The organism is Burkholderia sp. WP9 (assembly GCF_900104795.1).
Lineage (GTDB): Bacteria > Pseudomonadota > Gammaproteobacteria > Burkholderiales > Burkholderiaceae > Paraburkholderia.
Genome location: NZ_FNTG01000001.1, coordinates 1,097,761 through 1,118,996, shown reverse-complemented (window position 1 = coordinate 1,118,996; position 21,236 = coordinate 1,097,761). Strand labels below are relative to the sequence as shown.

Sequence of the window (21,236 nt, the reverse complement as noted above, 5' to 3'; positions counted from 1 at the left end):
CTTCTTCTAACCAGCATGCCGGACGATGCCCGACCGTCCTGACCGCTGCTGCTCCCTTTCCATGCATGATAGCAACGCACGCCCGTTCTGCCAGCCTGGCCGAATGGACGACCCCTGGCCCCTTGCGTGGCGCCGCGTTCTTCTTCATGATCGCTGCAAAGGGCAGCTCGTAACCTGCCGATCACAAGGAGACAGCAATGTGGTATTTCACCTGGATTCTCGGCATCGGCGTGGCATTGGGCTTCGGCATCATCAACGTGATGTGGCTGGAGGCCGGCGGCAAGTTCGCCCGTGACCCACAGGTGGCTGGCGCCGTATCCGCCCCGCCGGAGGACACGCCTTCGTGACGCATATGGTTTTCTTCTGCGGTCACGCAGGCACGGGCAAGACCACGCTCGCGAGGAAACTGCATGGCCCGCTGATGAAAGCGTGCGGCACGCCCTTCTGCCTGCTCGATAAAGATACGCTTTACGGTGGCTACAGCGCGGCCGCCATGGCCATGCTGACCGGCGACCCCAACGACCGCGACAGCCCGCTGTTCCTCGAGCATCTGCGCGATCCCGAGTACCGCGGCCTGCTCGACACCGCCCGCGACAATCTCGAACTCGGCGTTAGCGCGCTGGTGGTCGGGCCGCTTTCGCGCGAAGTGCGCGAGCGGCGCCTGTTCGATCGCGCGTGGCTGGGCGTGAGTGCCGAAGTAGCGTTGCGGGTCGTATGGGTTTATACGTCGGAAGAGACGGCGCATCAGCGGATCGTGGAGCGCGCGAATCCGAACGACGCCTACAAACTCGCGCATTGGGACGAGTACCGGCAGCGCCGCTTCGCGCCCAGCGGCGATCTCTGCGACGACCTGCTGATGTTCGACAATACCGCGCCCGCTTCGGCGGATTATGAAGCGCTGCTCGCACGCATTGTCGGCGCGCCGCGCGGGGCGGCGATCATGCCGCCGGTGCCGGATTAGCCTGCGCGGCACGCCACAAAAAACGACGCCCCGCAGCGCAGGGCGTTTGAAAGACCCTCTACGGAGTCTTCATTGCTGTGTGCAGCAGGCTTTTCTCGCCTGCCGCCACGTTGTCGCACGGCCCTCATGCCACGCCGTCAGACAGTCGCCATCGTCTCCAGCGACTGCCCCTCGTACAACTGGCCGAAGCGGTTCGCGAGGAAATCGCGCAGCGACACCTGCTCCTGACGCACAAAGCCCTTTTGCGGGAGCTTCTGTTCACGGAACAGATCGAGCACCGCGCACATCGCGCCGGCCGTGGTGATCTGGATCGCGCTCATCGGCACGCCGCACACCGTCTTCGCGAAGATCTTGCGGGTGAAGACTTCCTGCACCAGTTGACCGTCGCGCATGCCGCTCACCGTGATGAACACGAGCACCACGTCTTGCGCGGTGGAAGGCACCGAACGGCGCATGATGTTCTTGAGCGTGTCGCGGTCGCTGGCAAGACGCAGGTCTTCGAGCAGGAACTGCATCAGGTTGCGGTGGCCCGGATAGCGCACCGACTTGTAGTCGAGCGATTCCACCCGGCCCGACAAGGTTTCACACAGCGTGCCAAGACCGCCGGAGGTGTTGAAGGCTTCGTACTCGGTGCCATCGAGCGAGAAATGTTCGAGGCCTTCGAGCGGCTGCACCCATTGCGTGCGGCTGTCGCGGATCGCTTCGCACGGCTGGCAGTACTCGTTGATCAGACCGTCGACGCTCCACGTCAGGTTGTACTTCAGCGCGTTGGTCGGGAATTCCGGCAGCGCGCCCACGCGCATCTTGACGTCGCGGATTTCCGTGAAGCGGTTTGCGAGTTCGTGCGCGGCAATGCCGATAAAGCCCGGCGCCAGACCGCACTGCGGCATGAAGGCGTCGTCGGCGATCGCGCGGATCGCGTGCGTGGCGCGCACGTCTTCCGTCAGATCGAAGTAATGCACGCCCGCGCCCTTGGCAGCCGCGGCCACGTTCACGGCGAGGTAATAAGGCAGCGCGTTGACGAGCGCGTCGAAGCCTTGCACGGCCGCGCGCAGCGCGGCGGCATCGGCGGAATCCACACGGCGGGTCGGAATGCCCTGAGCGGCGAGCTTGTCGAGCGCGTGCTGGTCGCGGTCGAACGCGACGACTTCGTAGTCGCCGGTTTCACGCAACATATGGGCGATGGTGTGACCGATCAAACCTGCGCCTACGATAGCTACTTTCATACGCTTCTCCTTGTTATCTGTGTGCTGTCTCCAGCTTGGGACGTGCGCTGCGCTCGTGGCGCCGCGCCCAGCGGGCTGAACCCTTGAGCAACAGTTTAGGGAGAAGCAAAAACACTTCATACGCGCAAAATGCTGCGCTATGACTATGAACTTCGACGTTATGACGAACACATCAGTCGATGTGTCGAAAAGTTGTTAAAACCGCGTAAATGAATGGCGCCGTGCGCAGCCCACGGAGGCCGCTCGTGCGCTCACACCATGCCGCGGTCGATCTTGCGCGCGAGAATGATCGAGGTCGTGGTCCGCTCCACGCCCTCCAGACCGCCGATCTGGTCAAGCAGATCGTTGAGCCGGTCGGGCGAATCGGCGCGCAGCCACGCAACGTAATCGAACTCGCCGCTCACCGCGCACAGCAACTGCACCTCGGGCATCTTGCCGAGACGTTTCTGCACGGCGGGCCCGTGTTTGGGCGCGATGATGATGCCGACGTAGGCCATGATGCTCGAGTCGAGCACGTCCTGGCCGAGCCGAACGCTGTAACCGGCGATCACGTTGCTGCGCTCGAGCCGCGCAATTCGCGCGATCACCGTAGTCCGCGCCACGCCCAGTTGGCGCGCGAGATTGGCGACGCTCTCGCGTGCGTTGGCTTGTAGCAGCGCAACCAGGTTGCGGTCGAGATCGTCGAGTTGGTCGAGGCGCGGAGGTCTCATCGAAGGTCAATGATGTGGTTCAGATGAGGCGGATTATCGCGCGTCTGCGGCGGCGAATGGAGAAGTCGGCGGGCCGATCCACATGAACCGTCAAGCAGGCTGCGACAGACATCGCAAGCGTTGCCCACTTCATGACAACTGGCAGCGGCTGCCGGCGCTACGCCCCGAACCGTTCGATCACGAAATCGATGAAGCTGGTGAGCTTGGCCGTGGCGCGGCGATCGCGCGGATAAACCAGATGGACCGGCGCGCCCTCCGGCAGATAGTCCTCCAGCACGGACACCAGTTCGCCGCTGGCGATTTCTCTCGCGAGCAGCGCCTCCGGCTGCAACACGAGCCCGAAGCCGTGCAACGCGGCGACCTTGAGCGCCTGGCCGTTGTTCGCGCGAAACCGTCCGGCGCGCAGATGGTTCTCCTCCGCGCTCTCGCCGCCGAGGCGCCATAAACCTTCGCGGCCCCAGTGCAGAAACCCGAGGCATTCATGCTCCTTGAGATCCTCCGGCGTGCGCGGCGTGCCGGCGCGCGCCAGATACGCCGGAGAAGCGCATGCGCGCATCCGGTAGGGTTTCAGCGGCCGTGCGACCAGACTCGAATCGGGCAATTGGCCGATGCGTATCGACGCATCGAAACCCTCTTCCACCAGGTCGATCACGCGATTCGAAAGATCGAGTTCAAGCGTGATGTCTGGCCATGCGGTGAGGTATTCGGTCATTGCCGGGGCGAAGACTTCCACGCCATAGGTGAGCGGCACCGTCACTTTAAGCACGCCGCGCGGCGCGGCGGCCATCGCCTCGGCAAGCGACTCGGCGTCCTTGACGTCAGCGAGGATGCGCCGGCATTGCTCGTAATACTGCCGGCCGATCTCCGTCAGGCTTTGCCGGCGTGTCGTGCGCGTCAGGAGCCGCGTGGCGAGCCGGGTTTCCAGCGAACGGATATGCTTGCCCACCATCGCCGACGAAATGTCGAAGCGCTCGGCGGCCGCCGTCAGACTGCCCGCCTCGACCACCGCGACGAAGATTTCCATGCTGACGAATTTGTCCACCCGCTATTTCCTGTTCGTTTCGGTTGTAAGCGTTTGTCGCACAAGAGCCGCATTGTAGGGATATCGTGATACTAATAGCGGCGACGGCAAAGTGGGCAGCCGGCCGCCATGCGTCGCCATGACTGGCGCAAGGCGGGCCGCTCGCACACGAGCCTTGTCCCAATTCGAACAGACATCAGGAGTTTCGATGAAAAAAGCACTGGTAATGCTGGCCACCGCAGTCGCCATGAGCGGCGCATTCGCACAAACTTCCGCGCCGGCATCGGCGCCGGTGAGCGCCGCTTCGGCACCCGCCGCCAAGGCCGGCCACGAGCGCAATGTCGAAGACCGCATCGCCTACCTGCATTCGCAACTGAAGATTACTTCGGCTCAGGAACCACAGTGGAAAGCGTTCGCCGACGTGATGCGCGGCAATGGCCAGACGATGGGCGAGTTGTTCCAGCAGCGCCGGGCCGCCACCAACGTGTCCGCGCTCGACGACATGAAGCAATACGCGACCATCGCGCAAGCACATGCTGACGGCATGAAGAAACTGGTCGATGCGTTCGACCCGCTGTATAACAGCTTCTCGCCGGAACAGAAGAAACTGGCTGACGTGACTTTCCATCAACCGGGCGGTGTGGAAGGCCATGGCCATCGTGGCAAGGGTAAAGGTGGCAAGGCCGCCGCTGCCCCGGCAAGCGACGCCACTGTGAAGCCGTAAGAAACCCACTGCGCGCCGCGCGGATATGCCGCGGCGCGCGCCGGGGTGGTTGGCCGAATTTATTGGCCGGGCTTATTGCATGACCGGCCGCGTAGACCGGCTCCGCCCCACCAATTCGCGCTTTCTCTGAATCCGCATGCCGATCCGGCAACCTTCCGTTTTGTCTTTTCACGTATATGCGACACACGGCCGTTCCGCGCCGCTGTTCATCGCAAAAGAAACCGGTCGTCAGATGCATCTGGCATGATGCGAGTCGTACGCGGCCCGAAGACCTGAAGTCCTGCGCCGCCGCCCCGCTCCCCATACCAGCTCGCTTTATGACCGAACTCAAAAATCTCGATCTGAATCAAGACGCTAACGCCTGCCGTGTCGTAAAAGACGAAACGGTCAGCGTGGAATTTGCCGCCGCCGAAGGCGAATTGATGAGCCTTGAAGGCCCGAACCGTTACGTCCGCGGCGACGCGCTGATCACCGGATCGACGGGTGACCGCTGGGTCGTCTCACGGGAACGCTTCGACGCCAAATACGTTCCCGCCGACGCAACGATCTCGCACGGCGAAGCGGGTGCGTACCGCAACCGCCCCGCTGTCGTGCTGGCCAAACAGATGCATGAAGCGTTCACGCTCGCGCGCTCGGCAAACGGTGGCGACGTGCTCCACGGCGCCGCCGGCGACTGGGTCATGCAGTACGCGCCTGGCGACTACGGTGTGGTACAGGCGGCACGCTTCGCAAAGGTTTATCGCGTGGCGAGTTAGGCGTGATTAGCGGCGCTGACCGCGCGAGCGCCTGACCGGTCACGACCGCGCTCGCGCGACAAGCGCGTGGATTCGAGGCTTTGCTGGCGGCTCACGGCTCGTGCCGCAAATAGCCCTCTTTCGAAGGGTCACGCATCAGGAACGCCACGACACCGGCGATTGCGCACATCGCCGTCACATACCAGTAGAACGTGGACTCGCTGCCCGCCTGCTTCAACCACAGCGCGACATACTCCGCCGAGCCGCCGAAGATCGCATTGGCCACCGCATACGACAACCCCACGCCCAGCGCGCGCACTTCCGGCGGGAACATTTCCGCCTTGATCAGTCCGCTGATCGACGTGTAGAAGCTCACGATCGCGAGCGCCAACACCACGAGGCCAAATGCCGCATATGGGCTCGTCACGTCTTTCAGCGCGTGCAGCAACGGCACCGTGCCGATAGTCGCGAAAAACCCGAAGAACAGCATGGAACGGCGGCGGCCGATGCGGTCCGACAATGCACCGAACGCCGGCTGCATCACCATATACACGAACAGCGCCGCAGTCATCACGTTGCTGGCCGTCTTGGCATGCATGCCTGCCGTGTTGACCAGGTACTTCTGCATGTACGTCGTGAACGTGTAGAAAATCAGCGAGCCGCCGGCCGTGAAGCCGAGCACGGTCATGAACGCGCCCTTGTGCACCCACAGACCGCGCAACGTGCCCGCTTCCTTGCGATGACGCGTCTCGGCCGTGGTGGTTTCGTCGAGCGATTTACGCAGATACAGCGCGATCAAGGCCGCCAGCGCGCCGATCACGAACGGCACGCGCCAGCCCCACGCCTTCAGCTCTTCAGTGGAGAGCGTTTGTTGCAGCACCACCAGCACGAGCAGCGCGCACAACTGCCCACCGATCAGCGTCACGTACTGGAACGACGCAAAAAAGCCGCGCCGCCCCTTGAGCGCGACTTCACTCATATAGGTCGCGCTGGTCCCATATTCGCCACCCACCGACAACCCCTGGAACAGCCGCGCAACCAGCAGCAGCGCCGGCGCGAGCGCGCCGATCTGTGCGTAGGTGGGCAAGAGCGCGATCACCAGCGACCCGCCGCACATCATGAACACCGACACCATCATGGCCATGCGGCGGCCGTGCTTGTCGGCCAGACGGCCGAAGAACCAGCCGCCGATCGGACGCATCAGGAAGCCTGCCGCGAACACGCCGGCGGTGTTGAGCAACTGCGTGGTCGGATTGCCACTCGGGAAGAACGCCGGCGCAAAGTACAGCGCGCAGAACGAATACACGTAAAAGTCGAACCACTCGACGAGATTGCCCGATGAAGCGCCAACGATCGCGAAGATGCGGCGCCGTGTGTCTTGTGTGGATACTGCCGCCGGAATATTGAGATTTGTCATCGGTCTTTATGCTCCTGCATGTCCCCTGGTGATTGTATTGATAGTGCGCGGCTGGGCCACGCTTCGTTATTTTCTTGGTTCGGCATTCTAATTGAATGTTGTGCATCCCGGATCGAGATTCCGTATATCTAATTAATTTTTGCTTACCCGGACCAACGAAACTTATGTCACAAAAATGTTTATTCACCTCCGCCGGACGGTCAGGCGGCGCGAGCATGGGACACCGCTCAACGTGCGCCGGCGGCATGACGATGTGACTGTACGAGGCGCCTTCCCGCAGGAGTTTCAATGAAAGTCAATGCAGCCTCTTATCCGTTCCGGCCCGACGGTATGTCGGATCTTCAGGACAACGCACCCAACTCGCAGAATCGCGGCGCTCCAGCGCATGTCGGCAACCGGCAGAACCCGGCTCAACCATCCACGCCCATCGCAAAAGCCGACGCGTCGATAAAGGCCGCTCCGCAGTTGCCCTCCGGGGAGGTCGGCGCGGCGGCAGCCGCCAGCACGATCGATGTCGAGGCTAACGCCATGGCGACGCAGGCGGTCATCGGCAACGAGGTCGCTGCCGATATGGAGACGTTCAATGCGTCGCTCGCCGCGGTCGATCAGGATATCGACCAGGGCCGCGATACGACCGACCACCTGATCGCGGCCGCGTCGACGTATAACCGCGTGCGGCAATTGAACGCATCAGACAAACCGACGCCCGAACTGCAGTCGAAGATCGACCGGCTCAAAACTGCCCTGCAGAACGCCAAAGGCGATGAGTCGCTGGACACCATCGGACAGAAGGCCAACGTCGACCTGTCCGCGCTCACTCATCATGCGGATGCCGCTTCAACCTACGGAAAATATGGCAAGGCGGCGAGCACCTATGCACGCGCGCTCATCTTCGACGAAGCGCGCTTCAACGATTCCGCCCTCCTGAAGAACACGCCTCTCGCGGCGTGGCAGCGGCCGAACCAGAGCGTGCTCGATCCTCTGGGACCGAATGGTCGCCTGGGCATTCTGACGGGTACTCGTCTGAATGCCGCCGCGAGTTATTTCACGAAAGGCGGGCTATCTTTTCTGTCCGGCGTGGAGAAATTGCATAAAGGTCAGGATCCGACGAAGGACTTCATCACGGCGGGCGCGACCACGGCACAGGGCATCAACGAGCTCACCATTGGCGTCGGCACCGATCTGGGCAATCACCTGGTCAAGCTGCAACAGGCGAAACGAACGCTGCAAACAGCTAGGCAACCAGGCACCGTGACTGGCGGATCCACGGGCGAGGCAGGGCGAGGCCCGGGCGGCGCGACGCAAGGTGCGCCGGAACCGGTCGCCGGACCCAGTGGCGCGACGCAAGGCGCTCCGCAACCGGTCGCCGGACCGAGCAGCTCCGCGAACTTTGCCGACTTCGATCCGCACGGCAAGCTCGATGACGAAATCGACGCGCTCGACAAGCAAACCACTGGACACATCGACGACCAGCTCGCGCAGCAACAACAAAGCTTGCGCGACGACGTCATCGAAAAGCTCGCGAAAACGAATCCCGACGTACAGCAACTTGAAATACAGGACGCGACGAACGATCTCGCCCCCCAGTATTTCGAAATGCAGAACCTCGCGACAAAACTGAAAAGCTCGACCACCGATGCGGCCAGCGACGCCCACGAGAATATCAAGACCATCGACGCCAAGGCACGGGACGTCATCGCCCAACTCAAGAGCCAGGGCTTCGATACGGCAGACGCCGCACGCCAGTCGGGCAAGCCGCAGGCGCTCGAACTCGGCAAGCAGCTCGATCAGCTGGCGGGCCTGAAGCACGCGGCCTACGACCAGTTCAACAGCGCCATGCAGGAGCGGGAAAACGCGCTGACCGATTCGAGGACGGCTTTCGGCGACCTCGGCAAACTGCTGAGGGATACGCCCGCAAGCGAGCGTCCATCGAAGCTGAAGGAGTGGTCCGACAAATACACGGATTTCTTTGCGAAGCGCCAGGCCAACATACTCTCGAAAACCGACAGCTGGCCCGACTGGATGAAGATATCCAAGCCGCTGCGCATGCAGATGGTGCCGGCGGCGATCAATACCGCTCTTGGCGGCGCATCGTTTGGCGTCGCGCTGGACACGTATCTGCAAAAGCAGAAGGCAGGCAAGCTGACGCCACAGGACCGGATGGACTTCGGCGCCTCCGTGATCAATCTGGCGAGCGGCATGATCGGATTCGTGCCGGTGGTCGGGCCGGCCCTGTCTTTCGCGCTTGCGACCACCGGGCTCGTCCTCGGTGGAATCTCGGATCAGTACGACGCCCGCATGCGCGAAACCGACACGTACAACCTCAAGGAAAAGATACGCGAGGACTTCAACGCGAAGCACCCCGGCAATCAGATCGCCGAGCCCTACGACGGAGACTGAGCCGCGCCGGCTTGCGTGACTACGGCGTCACGCAAACTCGTCGCCGAGTTCGATCGTGACTTCACGCGGCACCGCCTCGCCGTTCGCATACTGTTCCTCCAGCGAACCCAGCGAGGCCTCGACATACGCGCGCAGCACCGCGAAACTGCGGCCACGCAGCCGCGCCGGCGAGGCGCGATAACGGGCCAGCGCCGCCGGCGTAATCACCACCGTCATTACGATACGGCGCGCCGTTGCGCCGAACCGCATCGCCACCCAGTGAACCGCCAGCGTCGGCGTGCCGTCTTCCGCGGCACGCTGGATGAACTGCGTCTGCTCGGGAAACAGATCGCTGATGACGCGCGCCAGTTCCTCGAACTCGGGATTGGCGCAGTCGTATTGGTAAGCTTCCATGGGGAGTGCCAAAAGGATAGGCGTGAAAGGAGGCCGATTGTAGAGAACGGCCAATGGTTCAACATGGCGCGCGCACCGAGCGCGCCATCAAGCGGTCATCAAACGGCCATTAAGCAACGATCAAGCGGCAGGCGTGCGGCCATCAAACGCGGCCATCAAACGCGGCCATCGAGCGCAGCCCTCATGCCGCCACCGCCGGACGCCTGAACGCCCGCAACAGCAGCCCGGCGACGATCACCGCGCCGACCGCATACACGGCGTCCACTGCCGCGAGCGGCACGAGTTGCGCCTGGAACATCGCGGCAGGCACGTCCACCAGCGCATGCAATGCAATCGCGAGCGGCAGGATGCCGCGCCAGCCGGCCCGCAAGCCGCGCCACATCAACACCGACAAGCCGATCTGGAACACCAGCGCGGCAATGCGTTCGAGCGCGAAAATGCCGGCGGTCTGCGGCGTCAGGCTGGCGAGAATCAGATGGATGCGCATCACCGAGTCGGTAGGCAGATTGCTCAGATAGCCGTCCAGTTCACCGCGGTTTTCGAAGATCGCGAACAGAATCCATTGAATCTGCACCAGCACGCCGACGAGCCAGGCTTCGGCGCCGCCGTGGCCCAGGCCGTAGGTCAGCGCGGTGCCATCCGCGCCGCTATCGCCCTTGCCCGCCGTGAACGCCGTGGAGCCGGACTTCGCCGCCGCGCGTTTGAGCAGCAGCCGCATGCCGATGAACCGCCCCACTTCCTCGCAGATACCCGCGGCAAGCGCGCCGTATACGACGAAGGCGACCGGATTCGACAGAAAGGTCGCGCTCGCTTCGTTCCGATGCAGCACGAAGTCGTTCAGCGCGCGCTCGATCACCATGGCGAAGAACGCAAACACGGCCACGCCGGTGATGGCGTCACGCGGCTTGAGCGCGAGCGGCCGGCGCAGACGGCGGTAGATCAGGAAAGGTAAAGCGGCGACGAGCAGCGTCGCGAGGGCGAGACTCGAGAGGGTAAGCGGTGCAACAACCATGAGTTTCCTTGCGATGACCGGCGCGCACCCACTGCGCGCCGCAGCCCGAATGATCGCAGATCGGCGGGAATTCAGCGCAAAGTGGAGGCGCGGACGATCAGTTCGCCAGGCAGCAGGCAATCGCGCGCGGTCGTCTGAACGCCTTCGATGCGCTCATGCAGGAACTCGACCGCACGGTAGCCGATCTCGTAGGTCGGCTGGCGGATCGTCGTGACGCCGGTCAATTCGGCCCAGTCGGGGTCGTCGATGGAAAGCAGCGCGGCGCGGGCCTGCCAGTCGGCGCCATAGCGCGCTTTCAGATGCAAGGCGAGACGCAGCGCAACGGGCGCATTGGCCGCAAACAGCGCGACGCGCGCGGACTTGCCCGTGCCGCCGGCAGTTTCGCGCGCGCGGGCCGCCGCATCGATCGCACGGTCCAGTTCGGCGAGGCTGCGCTCGACTTCGGCTGCGTCCGCGAGATTCAGCACGAGCGTGTGACCGCGCGCGGCGCCCTTCCCTTCGCGCTGTCCAGGTTGCCCGCTCTGAGCGCTCATCGCCTCGCGAAACGCCGCTTCGCGCAGTTGCCGCGAGCTGACCTGCTCGAAAGGCTGAACGACGAACCAGATATCGTCGAAACCATTGTCCAGCAGATGCCGCGTGCCGAGTTCGGCCGCCGCCTGGTTGTCGAGACCGACCATATCCGCGACGAGCCCGTCCACCAGACGGTCGACCAGCACCACCGGAATCCCTCCGCCGCCCACGGGCCGCAGGGTTTCCTCACGCACGCCGATTGCGTTGACGATCACGCCTTCCACCCGGTACGTGGTGAGCAGTTGCAGATAGCGCCGCTCCATCTCCACTTCGTTCGCCGCATGGCAAATCAGCGGCATCAGGCCGAGCGCGTGGCACGCCGCTTCCACGCCTTGCAGCACTTCGACTGTGTAGGGATTCGTCAGGTCGGCCACCAGCATGCCGATCAGACGGTTGCGGCCACGCTTGAGGCCGCGCGCCATCTGGTTCGGCTGATAGTTCAGGCGCGCGATCGCGGCCTCGATGCGCGCGCGCAGTTCAGGCGACAGCACGCTCATCTCGCCGTTCAGATAGCGCGAAATGCTGGTCTTGCCGGTGCCGGCTTCGCGCGCGACGTCGGTGATCGTCGCGCGGCGCGGCGCGGCCTGCGGGGTCGTGCTCATCGGCGTCTCGTGGCTTGGCGCGTGGTTCGGCTCATTGAGAAAGCACTTCGCGATTGACGATGTTGCTGGTCAGTGTGCCGTCGAGCGCGGCGACGAGGTTTTCCGCCGCGTTCAGCGCCATCGCGTGACGGGTTTCGTGCGTCGCCGAACCGATATGCGGCAGCGCGACCACGTTCGCGAGCTTCAGGAGCGGCGAGTCGGCCGGCAGCGGTTCGGTGTCGAACACGTCGAGACCGGCGCCGTGGATCGTGCCGTTTTGCAGCGCCTCGATCAGCGCCGTTTCGTCGACGGTCGCGCCGCGCGAGGCGTTGATCAGGATCGCGCTCTTCTTCATCGATTTCAGTTCAGCCGCGCCGATCAGATGCTTCGTCTCCGGCGTCAAAGGCACTTGCAGGCAGACAAAATCGGAAGTGGCGAGCAGTTCGGCCAACTCGACGCGCCGCGCGCCGTAAGCCTCTTCGGCTTGCGGGTTCGGCGAGCGGTTGGTGTACAGCACCTTCATGTTGAAGCCGAGCGCCGCGCGCCGCGCCACCGCGCCGCCAATCCGCCCGAGCCCGACGATGCCGAGCGTCTTGCCCTGCACGTCCACGCCGAACTGCGCCGCTCCGATGCTGTGCTGCCAGTGCCCGGCCTTCACCCACTCGGCGAGTTCGACCACCCGCCGCGCCGACGCGAGAATCAGCGAGAACACCGTGTCCGCGGTGGATTCGGTCAACACGTCCGGCGTGTGCGCGAGCACGATGCCGCGGCGCGTGAGATCGGCCACGTCGAACTGATCGAAGCCCACCGAGATGGTCGACAGCGCCTTGAGCCGCGTCGCGCCTTCGAGCATGGCCGGCGTGATCTTCACGCTCGAACCGATGCCGCCGTCCGCGTCTTTCAGCGCGGCCACGAATGTGTCGTGCTGCGCGGCATCGACCTGCACCACTTGCGCATGCTGTTGCAGATAGGCGAGCACATCTTCGGGCAACGACCTCCAGGCGACGATCTTCTTCATCAGCTTATTTTCCTTGCAACAGGGTGGCGAGCCGCGGACACGTTGTTCTGTTCCTGCGCCTGCGGTTTGACGATCAGCGTCAGGATCACGGCGGCGACGAGCGCCACGCTCATGAATGCATACGACGCGGCGGGCGACCCGGTCGCGCCATTCAGATAGCCGACCACATACGAGCCGACGAACGAACCGAGCGCGCCCATGCTGTTGATCAGCGCCATCGCGCCGCCCGCGACGTTCTTCGGCAGCAGTTCCGGCACGATCGCGAAGAACGGGCCATAGGGCGCGTACATCGCGGCGCCGGCGACCACCAGCAGCGCATACGAGAGCCAGAAGTGCGTGGAGCCGAGCGCGTAAGAAGCCGCGAACGCCACCGCGCCGACCAGCAGAAACGGCCACACGAATACCTTGCGGCGGTTGAGTTTATCCGAAGCCCACGAAGCTGCAAGCATCGCGATGGTCGCGGCGAGGTACGGCAGCGCCGAAAGCCAGCCGGTTTCGACCATACCGAGCGTCGAACTGTTCTTCAGGATCGACGGCAGCCACAGCACGAAACCGTACACGCCGATGCTCCAGCAGAAATATTGCGCGCACAGCTTGATCACTGCGGGCGTTTTGAACGCGTCGCTATAGTTGCGCACCGGCTTGATCGCGGCCTGCTCGGCGCGCAGCGTTTCGGCGAGGTCGTCCTTCTGCTGCTGCGTGAGCCACGACACCTGTTGCGGCTTGTCCTTCACGATGAACCACCAGATCACCGCCCACAGGATCGCGGGCGCGCCTTCGGCGATGAACATGTGACGCCAGCCGAACGAATGCACCAGATAGCCCGACACCACCGACATCCACAGCACCGTCACCGGATTGCCGAGAATCAGGAAAGTGTTGGCGCGCGAGCGCTCGCTTTTGGTGAACCAGTTGCTGATGAAAATCAGCATGGCCGGCATCACGGCGGCTTCGACCACGCCGAGCACGAAGCGGATCACCATCAACGACGGAATATTGCTGACCATGCCGGTGAGCGCCGCGCAGCCGCCCCACAGCACCAGGCTCCAGAACACGAGCTTCTTGACGCTGCGGCGTTCCGCGTAGATCGCGCCGGGAATCTGGAAGAAGAAATAACCGAGGAAGAACAGCGCGCCGATCAGCGACGACAGTCCCTTGCTGATGCCGAGATCCTGGTTGATGCCGGCGGCCGACGCAAAACCGTAGTTCGCGCGATCCAGATAAGCGAGGCTGTAGGTGATGAATACGATCGGCATGATCGTCCACCAACGGCGAATCGCAAGCGATGAAGTCATGGGGTGTCTCCTTGGACGGCTTCCCGAAACAATGATGGACGGTCGTGGGGCGCTCTGTTCGAGCGCTCTTGCTGTTATCGAAGCAGCCCGGCGCGACGCGCCGGATTGCGAAACTTGCGCCTCTTCAGGCTGCGGCGGCGATGGACGGCGCGTCGGCCGACTCCAGCGCGTCGAGTTCGGCCCGGCTCGGCAGCCCTTCCGAATCGCCGATCACCTGAATCGCCAGCGCGCCGATGCGGTTGCCGCGCGCCACGGCATGCGGCAGCGACTTGCCTTCGAGCAACGCGCTGACCACGCCGACCGCAAAACCATCGCCCGCGCCGACCGTGTCGACCACCTTCGCGACCGGCTGGCCGGCGATCACGGCGGCATCGTCCGCGGTGCGGAAATACGCGCCCTGTGCGCCGAGCTTGATGATCACGCCGCGCGCGCCGTGGTCCAGATAGAACTTCGCGATGTCGTCCGGTTGCGTGTAGCCGGTCAGAATCTCGCCCTCGCCGATGCCGGGCAGCACCCAGTCGGCCAGCGCGGCAAGCGCGTTCAGCCCTTCGACCATCGCGGCGCGCGACGGCCACAGCGTCGGGCGCAGATTCGGGTCGAAGGAAACCGTCCTGCCGGCGGCACGCATTTCACGCGCCAGATGGAACGCGAGTTCGCGCGAGCTCGCCGAAATCGCGGGCGCCACGCCTGTCAGATGCAGATGACGCGCCGGCAGCACGTAATCCGCCGCGTAGTCAGCCAGCGACAGGTGGCTCGCCGCCGACCCTTTGCGGAAATACTCGACCGCCGGGTCGCTGCCGTCGTCGTTTTTCGACTTCAGCTGGAAGCCGGTCGGATAGCGCTCGTCGGTGCTCACGCAGCGCTGGTCGATGCCTTCCTTCGACAACGTGTCGCGCACGTACTGGCCGAACGAATCGTTGCCGACGCGGCTCATCCAGCCCACCTTGAAGCCCAGCCGCGACAGACCGATCGCCACGTTCAGGTCGGCGCCGGCGATGCGCTTCGTGAACTGGCCGACGCCCGCGAGCGGGCCGGTTTCGGCGGCCACGAACATGGCCATCGCTTCGCCGTAGGTGATGACATCGAGTGGTGTGCTGGTGTTGCTCATGCTTTGCTCCTGCTTGTCCGCGTTGCTGCGTGTTTTGCTGCGGCATTTGCTGCGCCGTTTACTGCATGTTTCGCTGCATGTTTTACGTCGTGCCAGCTTCTTGCTTGCCGCGCACCATTCGCTGCGTGCGAGCCCTTCGCCGCGTGCTTCTTGCAGCGTGCTGTTTTCGGCTCCGCCGCTCTCTCAGGTCCTACCTGCCGCTCACGCGGCGGCCAGCCACGCGACGTAATGCGCCGCGTCCGTTTCGACACGGCTCGCATCGAACGGAAACTCGATGCCGCGCGGCACATGGCGCGGCAGATGGTCGAGCACCGCGGCGAATTGGGCGTCGTGGGCAGCCGGAGCCGCCGGAAAACGCCGTGCCCCTTCGCCCACCGCCGTCTTGCAGTGGATGTATTCCACATGCGCGGCCAACGGCAACGCGGCGTCGAGCGGCGCGACATCGCACCATGCCCAGTTACCCATGTCGAAGGTCATGCCGAGCACATCGGCGTGACCTTCGCGCGTCAGCGCGTCGAACAGTCCGGTGAATTGCGCGAGCGAGCCGCCCTGCGCCAATTGCCCGTTTTCGACGACGAGCCGCAGCTCCGCACAGCGCATGTGATCGGCGATCACGGCGGCATTGGCGTCGGTGGCGAAACCGCCCAGCTGCAACTTGACGAAGCGCGCGCCGAGCGCGATCGCTTCTTCGACCGAGAGGCGCAACGCGTCGGCGTCGAGCTTGCCGTGCGCCGTGTACAGCGAAGCCGGCGTGGAGTAGACCGACCACAAACCGAGTTCCGCAATCTGCCTGCCCAGCACGCGCAGGTTGTGCGGCGTGGCGTCGGCTTGGTCGGCGAACAGTTCGCGGCGCACTTCGAAACCCGCCGCCCCAGCCTGCCTGCTCACCCGCGCCCACTTCAGATGGCCGTCCGTGCGGACCGCATCCATTCCGAATGCGCTTGCGACGATCACCACGTCCGGTGCATCAACCATGTCGAATTTACTCAATCTGTTGCTGTCATCAGCATTTGGAACCGGTTCCAAATGCACTTCGAAAAAAAGCGCCGAGGCGCTTGCGATGCCCGAATAGTGCGCCGAGGTCGGCGTCATGCACCATAGTGGAAATCCCCAGGCGTGCCGGGCATGGGCAACGGCAGTTTCGCTTCAAGGGCCGTTGTCCAGACACAGTGCGAGAAATCGCTCCACCACCCGCGACGGCGCGCTCGCATGGGGTACCAGAATCGACAGCCGCCGCGTGAGCGGCTCCGGGCTGAGCGAAAGCAGACACAGCGCACGGTCCTCGTGCCGCATCGACATCGCCGAGACGAAGCCGATGCCCATGCCCGCCCGCACCGCCTCCTTCACGCCTTCCACGCCGGCAATCTCGAGCGCCACGCGCATCGGCACGCCGGCCCGCGCGAAGGCCCGCTCGACGATTTGCCGCACGCCCGAACCTGCCTCGCGCAGCACCAGCGGATGCTCGCCGAAGGCCGCCAGGTCGGCCGGGCCGCCGTCGCCCAACTGCGCCAACGGATGCGAGCGCGGCATGATCGCGACGATTTCGTCCTCGCGCCATGCATGCACGGCGGTGTCCGGCGGCAGGTCTTCGCCGACCGGTCCCTCGATCATTGCAATGTCCACCGAACCGAGCGCGGCGACGATTTCGGTGGTGTTGCCGTCGGCGGTATGCAGCGTCACGTCCGGATAACGGCGATGGAAATCGGCGATCAGATACGGCAGCAGATAACTCGCCGGCGTGGTGCTCGCGCCGATCCGCAAGAAGCCCTGCTCGAGACCGCGTAAAGCGTCGCGGTACGCATGGGCTTGCCGCCAGGTGTCACGCAGCCGGGTGGCGTAGCTGGCGAGTTGCTCGCCCGCGGGCGTGAGGCGCACGCCGCGGCCGTCACGCTGATACAGCGGCTCGCCGAACTCGTCCTGCAACTGCCGCAGCTGGCCAGACACGGCCGGCTGCGACAAATGGAGCGCCACCGCCGCCCGGCTGATATTGCGATGCTCGGCGACGGCCGCAAACGTTATAAGTTGGTCCGGGGTCATGGTGGTCCAAGTATCGGCTCAAACGATACTTGACATTCTAAATCATGATTTTTCATATCGATATATCTACTTTAGGATTAGCCCCATCGAATCTTCGTCAGTCACAGAAAAGGGCTGCACCATGTCCACCGCTCAACTCACCGCCGCCAGTACGTCGCCCACCGGGTTGTCCACCCGCGGCCAGCTCAACGGCATTCTCTTCGTCGCGCTGTTCGCCGCCGCCGTGACGCGGATCGCCGCGATTCCGGCCGTCGCCGGACTGGGCCTGAGCCCGCTGATCGTCGGCATCGTGGCCGGCGCCATTTACGGCAATGCGCTGCGCGACGGCATGCCCGCCAGCTGGGCGGCCGGCGTCAACTTTTCGGCGCGCAAGCTGTTGCGCATTGCCGTGGCGTTCTTCGGGCTGCGCGTGAGCCTGCAGGAAATCGCTCAGGTCGGCGTGCCCGGCCTCGCGGAATCCGTCCTGATCGTGGTCAGCACGCTCGTGATCGGCACGTGGGCCGGCATGAAAATCATGAAACTCGACCGCGACACCGCCTTGCTGACCGCCGCGGGCAGCGCGATCTGCGGCGCGGCTGCCGTGCTCGCCTTCGAATCGACGCTGCAATCGAAGCCGCACAAGAGCGCCATGGCCGTGGGCAGCGTAGTGTTGTTCGGCACGCTTTCGATGTTCATGTACCCGGTGCTGTTCAATGCAGGCTGGCTGCATCTGGATACGGTTGGCGCGGGCCTCTTTTTCGGCGGCACGATCCATGAAGTGGCGCAGGTGGTCGGCGCGGCCAGCAACGTGAGCCCGGAAGCAACGCACATTGCCACCATCGTCAAGATGACGCGCGTGATGTTGCTGGTGCCGGTGCTGCTGGTGGTCGGCATGTGGGTGAACCGCTCCGCGCGCCGCAACGCCGCTTCGGCCGGCTCGGCAGACGGTGCCCACGCACCCCGCAAGCTGGCGATTCCATGGTTCGCGCTCGGCTTTCTCGGCTTCGTCGTGATCAACTCGCTGCACGTGCTGCCCGAAGCCGCGACCAGCACGCTCAACATGCTGGACACCTTCGCGCTGACCATGGCCATGACCGCGCTCGGCATCGAAACACGCATCTCGCAGATCCGGCAGGCCGGCCCCCGCGCACTGACCACCGGCTTCATTCTGTATGTGTGGCTGATTGCCGGCGGACTGGGTATCACATGGACTGTCCAGCACCTGTTCGGCTAAGCCGCCCTCGCCTTCACACTCACCCCGCCGCGTGCGGGGTTTTGCGCATTCTGGAGACCCATGCGGCGCGCTCGCGCGGCATACTGGTTGCTGACGTCGTCAGCTCATGCAGTCCGCTTATGCGCGCTGTCAATGCAACCGGAATGAGGATCGATCGATGAGCCTTGAACTCTACTATTGGGACGGCCTGCAGGGCCGCGGCGAATTCGTGCGGCTCGCGCTGGAAGAAGCCGGCGCCGACTACGTGGAAGTGGCGCGCGGCGAACCGTCGGAAGGCCTGGGCACGAAGGCGATGATGTCGGTGATGAAGAGCAGGGACGAGCCGTATCCGCCGTTCGCGCCGCCGTTCCTGAAAGACGGCGAACTGGTGATCGCGCAGACCGCCAACATCCTGTTCTATCTCGGCCCGCGGCTGAACCTCGCGCCCACGGTGGAAAGCCTGCGTTACGTGGCCAACGGCCTGCAACTGACGATCGCCGACATGGTCACCGAAGCGCACGACACGCACCACCCGCTCGCCAGTTCGCTTTACTACGAAGACCAGAAAGACGCCGCCAAAGTGCGCGCGCACGACTTCATCGACAACCGCATTCCGAAGTTCATGTCGTACTTCGAGCGCGTGCTGAAACAGAATCCGGCCGGCGACCGCTTCATGGTGGGCGACGCGCTCACTTACGTCGACCTGTCCATGTTCCAGTTGATCGACGGCTTGCTGTACGCGTTTCCGCGCGCGCTCAAACGCTTCGGCGAACACTATCCGCGGCTCGCCGCGTTGCACGACGCGGTGATCGAGCGGCCGAACATCGCCGCGTACCTGCAGTCCGACCGGCGTATCGAACACAACGAGGCCTGCATCTTCCGGCACTATCCGGAACTCGACAAGGCGGCCGCTTGAGCCGCGCCAATTTTCTTCGCTCACTGACCGTAGCGCGCCCGCCATCCGAAGCGGGCGCGCTTTTCAACTCACTCTCACGCCCCGTACCGTCGACGTGCTTTCATTCCTGCTGAAGCTGCGCACCCGCGCACAAGATCTGTTCCGCCTCTCCGACGCCCACACGATGCTGGTCTGGTCGGTGGTGGTCGGCGTCGCGGGCGCCTTCGCCACGATCGCCTTTCGCGAGGCCATCGCGCTGCTGCAATTCGCGGTGGTCGGCAAGGCCGGCAGTTTCGTCGAAATGGCGCGCAGCCTGCCGTGGACCGTGCGGATCTGGATGCCCGCCGCCGGCGGCCTGATCGCCGGCTTCTTTCTGCTGATCGCGCAGCGGCATGCGGACAAATGCAACCACATCGATTACATGGAAGCGGTCGCGATCGGCGACGGCGTGGTGCCGGTGAAGCTGAGCTTGTGGCGCAGCGTGTCGTCGCTGTTCACGATATCGAGCGGCGGGTCGATCGGCCGCGAAGGTCCGATGGTGCAACTGGCGGCACTGGCCGCTTCGCTGATCGGACGCTGGGTGCATTTCGATCCGTCGCGGCTGCGTCTGCTGGTGGCATGCGGTGCGGCCGCCGGGATCACCTCCGCATATAGCGCGCCGATTGCGGGCGCGTTTTTCGTCACCGAAATCGTGCTCGGCTCGATTGCGATGGAAAGCTTTGGGCCCGTGGTGGTCTCGGCCGTGGTGGCCAACATCACGATGCGTGAATTCGCCGGCTACAAGCCGCCGTACGAAATGCCGGTGTTTCCGCCGGTAGCCGGTCTCGAAGTGCTGTTGTTCGTCGCGCTCGGCTTGTTGTGCGGCGCGGCGGCTCCACAGTTTCTGCGCCTGCTCGACGTGTCGAAGAAAAGCTTTCGCAAGCTGCCGGTGCCGTTGCCCGTGAGACTCGCGCTCGGCGGCCTCGTGGTCGGCATTCTGTCGGTGTGGACGCCCGAGGTGTGGGGCAACGGCTACAGCGTCGTCAACTCGATCCTGCATTCGCCGTGGACGTGGACCGCGCTCGTTCTCGTGCTGGTGTTCAAGCTCGTCGCCACGGCGGCCACGGCGGGCTCCGGCGCGATCGGCGGGGTGTTCACGCCGACGCTGTTCGTCGGCGCGGTGGTCGGCTCGCTGTTCGGCCAGGGCATGCATGCGCTGTGGCCGCACGGCACGTCGGCCCCGTTCGCGTATGCGATGGTCGGCATGGGCGCGTTTCTGGCGGGCGCAACCCAGGCGCCGCTGATGGCGATCCTGATGATCTTCGAGATGACGCTCAGCTACCAGGTGGTGCTGCCGCTCATGCTCTCGTGCGTGGTCGCCTATTTCGTGTCGCGCGCGATCGGCAAGACATCCATGTACGAAATCACCTTGCGGCGCAACAACGAGGAACAGGAGCGCTCGCGGCTGCGCGCCACGCAGATGCGCGAGCTGATCCGCCCAGCCGAAACCGTCGTGCCGCCCAACGCGACCGTGCAGGACATGACGCGCGTGTTTCTCGAATATCCGGTGAAATATCTTTACGTGGCCAACGAGTCGGGCGCGTTTCTCGGCGTGGTCGCGCTCAAGGACATCACCTCCGACCTGCTCGACGGGCGCGACACCACCGCGAAGACCGCGGCGGATTATCTGCAGCCGCATTTCGACGTGCTCACGCCCGATATGCCGCTCGGCGTCGCGTTGCAGCACTTTCTCGCGTTTCAGGGCGAGCGACTTCCGGTGATCGAAAGCGTCGCGCATCCCACGCTGGCCGGCGTGGTCTATAAAACCTCGCTGCTCGATGCGTACTTCCGCATGAATCCGACACGTTAGGCGGACGCGTTAGGGGACGCGCGCAAAGCCATCCAGCATCGCGCCCGCCGTCGCTTTGCGTGCCGTGCAAAGCGCGGCAAATTCTCTACAATG

Annotated in this window: 20 protein-coding genes; 8 read left to right on the top strand and 12 right to left on the bottom strand. The window is 64.1% G+C overall.

The genetic code is table 11. The annotated features are described in order from the left end of the window. Positions 1-197: 197 nt before the first annotated feature. Positions 198-347, top strand: a complete 150-nt coding sequence (gene cydX, locus BLW71_RS05055) for a cytochrome bd-I oxidase subunit CydX (RefSeq protein WP_091793752.1) — start codon at positions 198-200, stop codon at positions 345-347. Beyond that, on the top strand, positions 344-961 hold the full coding sequence (locus tag BLW71_RS05050) for a P-loop nucleotide/nucleoside kinase family protein (RefSeq protein WP_091793750.1): 618 nt from the start codon (positions 344-346) through the stop codon (positions 959-961). Before cydX ends, BLW71_RS05050 begins: the two co-directional genes overlap by 4 nt. Before the next feature lie 137 nt (positions 962-1,098). On the opposite strand, the gene BLW71_RS05045 is transcribed toward BLW71_RS05050, so the two are convergent. The 3 genes from BLW71_RS05045 to BLW71_RS05035 form a co-directional block, all read right to left on the bottom strand. After that, positions 1,099-2,187 (bottom strand): saccharopine dehydrogenase family protein, encoded by a 1,089-nt coding sequence (locus BLW71_RS05045; protein ID WP_091793748.1) that lies wholly within the window; start codon positions 2,185-2,187, stop codon positions 1,099-1,101. A gap of 251 nt (positions 2,188-2,438) precedes the next feature. Beyond that, positions 2,439-2,897 carry an Lrp/AsnC family transcriptional regulator gene (locus BLW71_RS05040; protein ID WP_007181725.1) on the bottom strand — a complete coding sequence of 153 codons (459 nt, stop codon included), beginning with the start codon at positions 2,895-2,897 and terminating at the stop codon, positions 2,439-2,441. 157 nt (positions 2,898-3,054) lie between these two features. Next, positions 3,055-3,939, bottom strand: a complete 885-nt coding sequence (locus tag BLW71_RS05035; protein WP_091793747.1) for a LysR family transcriptional regulator — start codon at positions 3,937-3,939, stop codon at positions 3,055-3,057. Positions 3,940-4,126: 187 nt separating this feature from the next. Here BLW71_RS05035 and BLW71_RS05030 point away from each other — a divergent pair, with 187 nt between their 5' ends. Then, positions 4,127-4,642: a Spy/CpxP family protein refolding chaperone gene (locus BLW71_RS05030; RefSeq protein ID WP_091793745.1), complete on the top strand. Its 516-nt coding sequence runs from the start codon at positions 4,127-4,129 to the stop codon at positions 4,640-4,642. 317 nt (positions 4,643-4,959) lie between these two features. Continuing rightward, entirely contained in the window at positions 4,960-5,397 is a 438-nt protein-coding gene (locus tag BLW71_RS05025; protein ID WP_091793742.1) for a PGDYG domain-containing protein, read from the top strand. 91 nt (positions 5,398-5,488) lie between these two features. Here BLW71_RS05025 and BLW71_RS05020 read toward each other — a convergent pair whose 3' ends face one another. Further along, positions 5,489-6,793, bottom strand: coding sequence for an MFS family transporter (locus BLW71_RS05020; protein WP_091793740.1), 1,305 nt, complete (start codon positions 6,791-6,793; stop codon positions 5,489-5,491). A 288-nt stretch (positions 6,794-7,081) separates the two neighbouring features. Between BLW71_RS05020 and BLW71_RS05015 the strand changes: the two genes are divergently transcribed. Further along, positions 7,082-9,193 carry a hypothetical protein gene (locus tag BLW71_RS05015; protein WP_091793736.1) on the top strand — a complete coding sequence of 704 codons (2,112 nt, stop codon included), beginning with the start codon at positions 7,082-7,084 and terminating at the stop codon, positions 9,191-9,193. A gap of 27 nt (positions 9,194-9,220) precedes the next feature. Here the strand turns inward: BLW71_RS05015 and BLW71_RS05010 are convergent, their stop codons facing one another. The 8 genes from BLW71_RS05010 to BLW71_RS04975 all read right to left on the bottom strand — a co-directional run bounded on the left by BLW71_RS05010 (position 9,221) and on the right by BLW71_RS04975 (position 17,207). Then, positions 9,221-9,586: a DUF3022 domain-containing protein gene (locus BLW71_RS05010; RefSeq protein ID WP_091793734.1), complete on the bottom strand. Its 366-nt coding sequence runs from the start codon at positions 9,584-9,586 to the stop codon at positions 9,221-9,223. A gap of 181 nt (positions 9,587-9,767) precedes the next feature. After that, positions 9,768-10,598, bottom strand: a complete 831-nt coding sequence (locus BLW71_RS05005) for a YhfC family intramembrane metalloprotease (RefSeq protein ID WP_091793732.1) — start codon at positions 10,596-10,598, stop codon at positions 9,768-9,770. A 71-nt stretch (positions 10,599-10,669) separates the two neighbouring features. After that, entirely contained in the window at positions 10,670-11,770 is a 1,101-nt protein-coding gene (locus BLW71_RS05000; protein WP_091793730.1) for a LacI family DNA-binding transcriptional regulator, read from the bottom strand. Positions 11,771-11,801: 31 nt separating this feature from the next. Then, positions 11,802-12,767 carry a 2-hydroxyacid dehydrogenase gene (locus BLW71_RS04995; protein ID WP_091793728.1) on the bottom strand — a complete coding sequence of 322 codons (966 nt, stop codon included), beginning with the start codon at positions 12,765-12,767 and terminating at the stop codon, positions 11,802-11,804. Further along, the gene (locus BLW71_RS04990) at positions 12,767-14,062 is read right to left on the bottom strand and encodes an MFS transporter (protein WP_091793726.1); all 1,296 of its coding nucleotides are present in this window, start codon (positions 14,060-14,062) and stop codon (positions 12,767-12,769) included. Before BLW71_RS04990 ends, BLW71_RS04995 begins: the two co-directional genes overlap by 1 nt. A 124-nt stretch (positions 14,063-14,186) precedes the next feature. Continuing rightward, positions 14,187-15,170 (bottom strand): sugar kinase, encoded by a 984-nt coding sequence (locus BLW71_RS04985; RefSeq protein ID WP_091793724.1) that lies wholly within the window; start codon positions 15,168-15,170, stop codon positions 14,187-14,189. 201 nt (positions 15,171-15,371) lie between these two features. Beyond that, a complete protein-coding gene (locus BLW71_RS04980; protein ID WP_091800432.1) occupies positions 15,372-16,145 on the bottom strand; it encodes a sugar phosphate isomerase/epimerase family protein in 774 nt (257 codons plus the stop codon). Positions 16,146-16,316: 171 nt separating this feature from the next. Further along, positions 16,317-17,207: a LysR family transcriptional regulator gene (locus tag BLW71_RS04975; protein WP_091793722.1), complete on the bottom strand. Its 891-nt coding sequence runs from the start codon at positions 17,205-17,207 to the stop codon at positions 16,317-16,319. 121 nt (positions 17,208-17,328) lie between these two features. On the opposite strand from BLW71_RS04975, the gene BLW71_RS04970 reads away from it, so the two are divergent. From BLW71_RS04970 to BLW71_RS04960, 3 genes are all read left to right on the top strand, one after another. Next, on the top strand, positions 17,329-18,420 hold the full coding sequence (locus BLW71_RS04970; protein ID WP_091793720.1) for a YeiH family protein: 1,092 nt from the start codon (positions 17,329-17,331) through the stop codon (positions 18,418-18,420). Positions 18,421-18,577: 157 nt separating this feature from the next. Further along, on the top strand, positions 18,578-19,315 hold the full coding sequence (locus BLW71_RS04965; protein ID WP_091793716.1) for a glutathione S-transferase: 738 nt from the start codon (positions 18,578-18,580) through the stop codon (positions 19,313-19,315). A gap of 94 nt (positions 19,316-19,409) precedes the next feature. Next, positions 19,410-21,143 carry a ClcB-like voltage-gated chloride channel protein gene (locus tag BLW71_RS04960; RefSeq protein WP_091793713.1) on the top strand — a complete coding sequence of 578 codons (1,734 nt, stop codon included), beginning with the start codon at positions 19,410-19,412 and terminating at the stop codon, positions 21,141-21,143. Positions 21,144-21,236 lie beyond the last annotated feature (93 nt).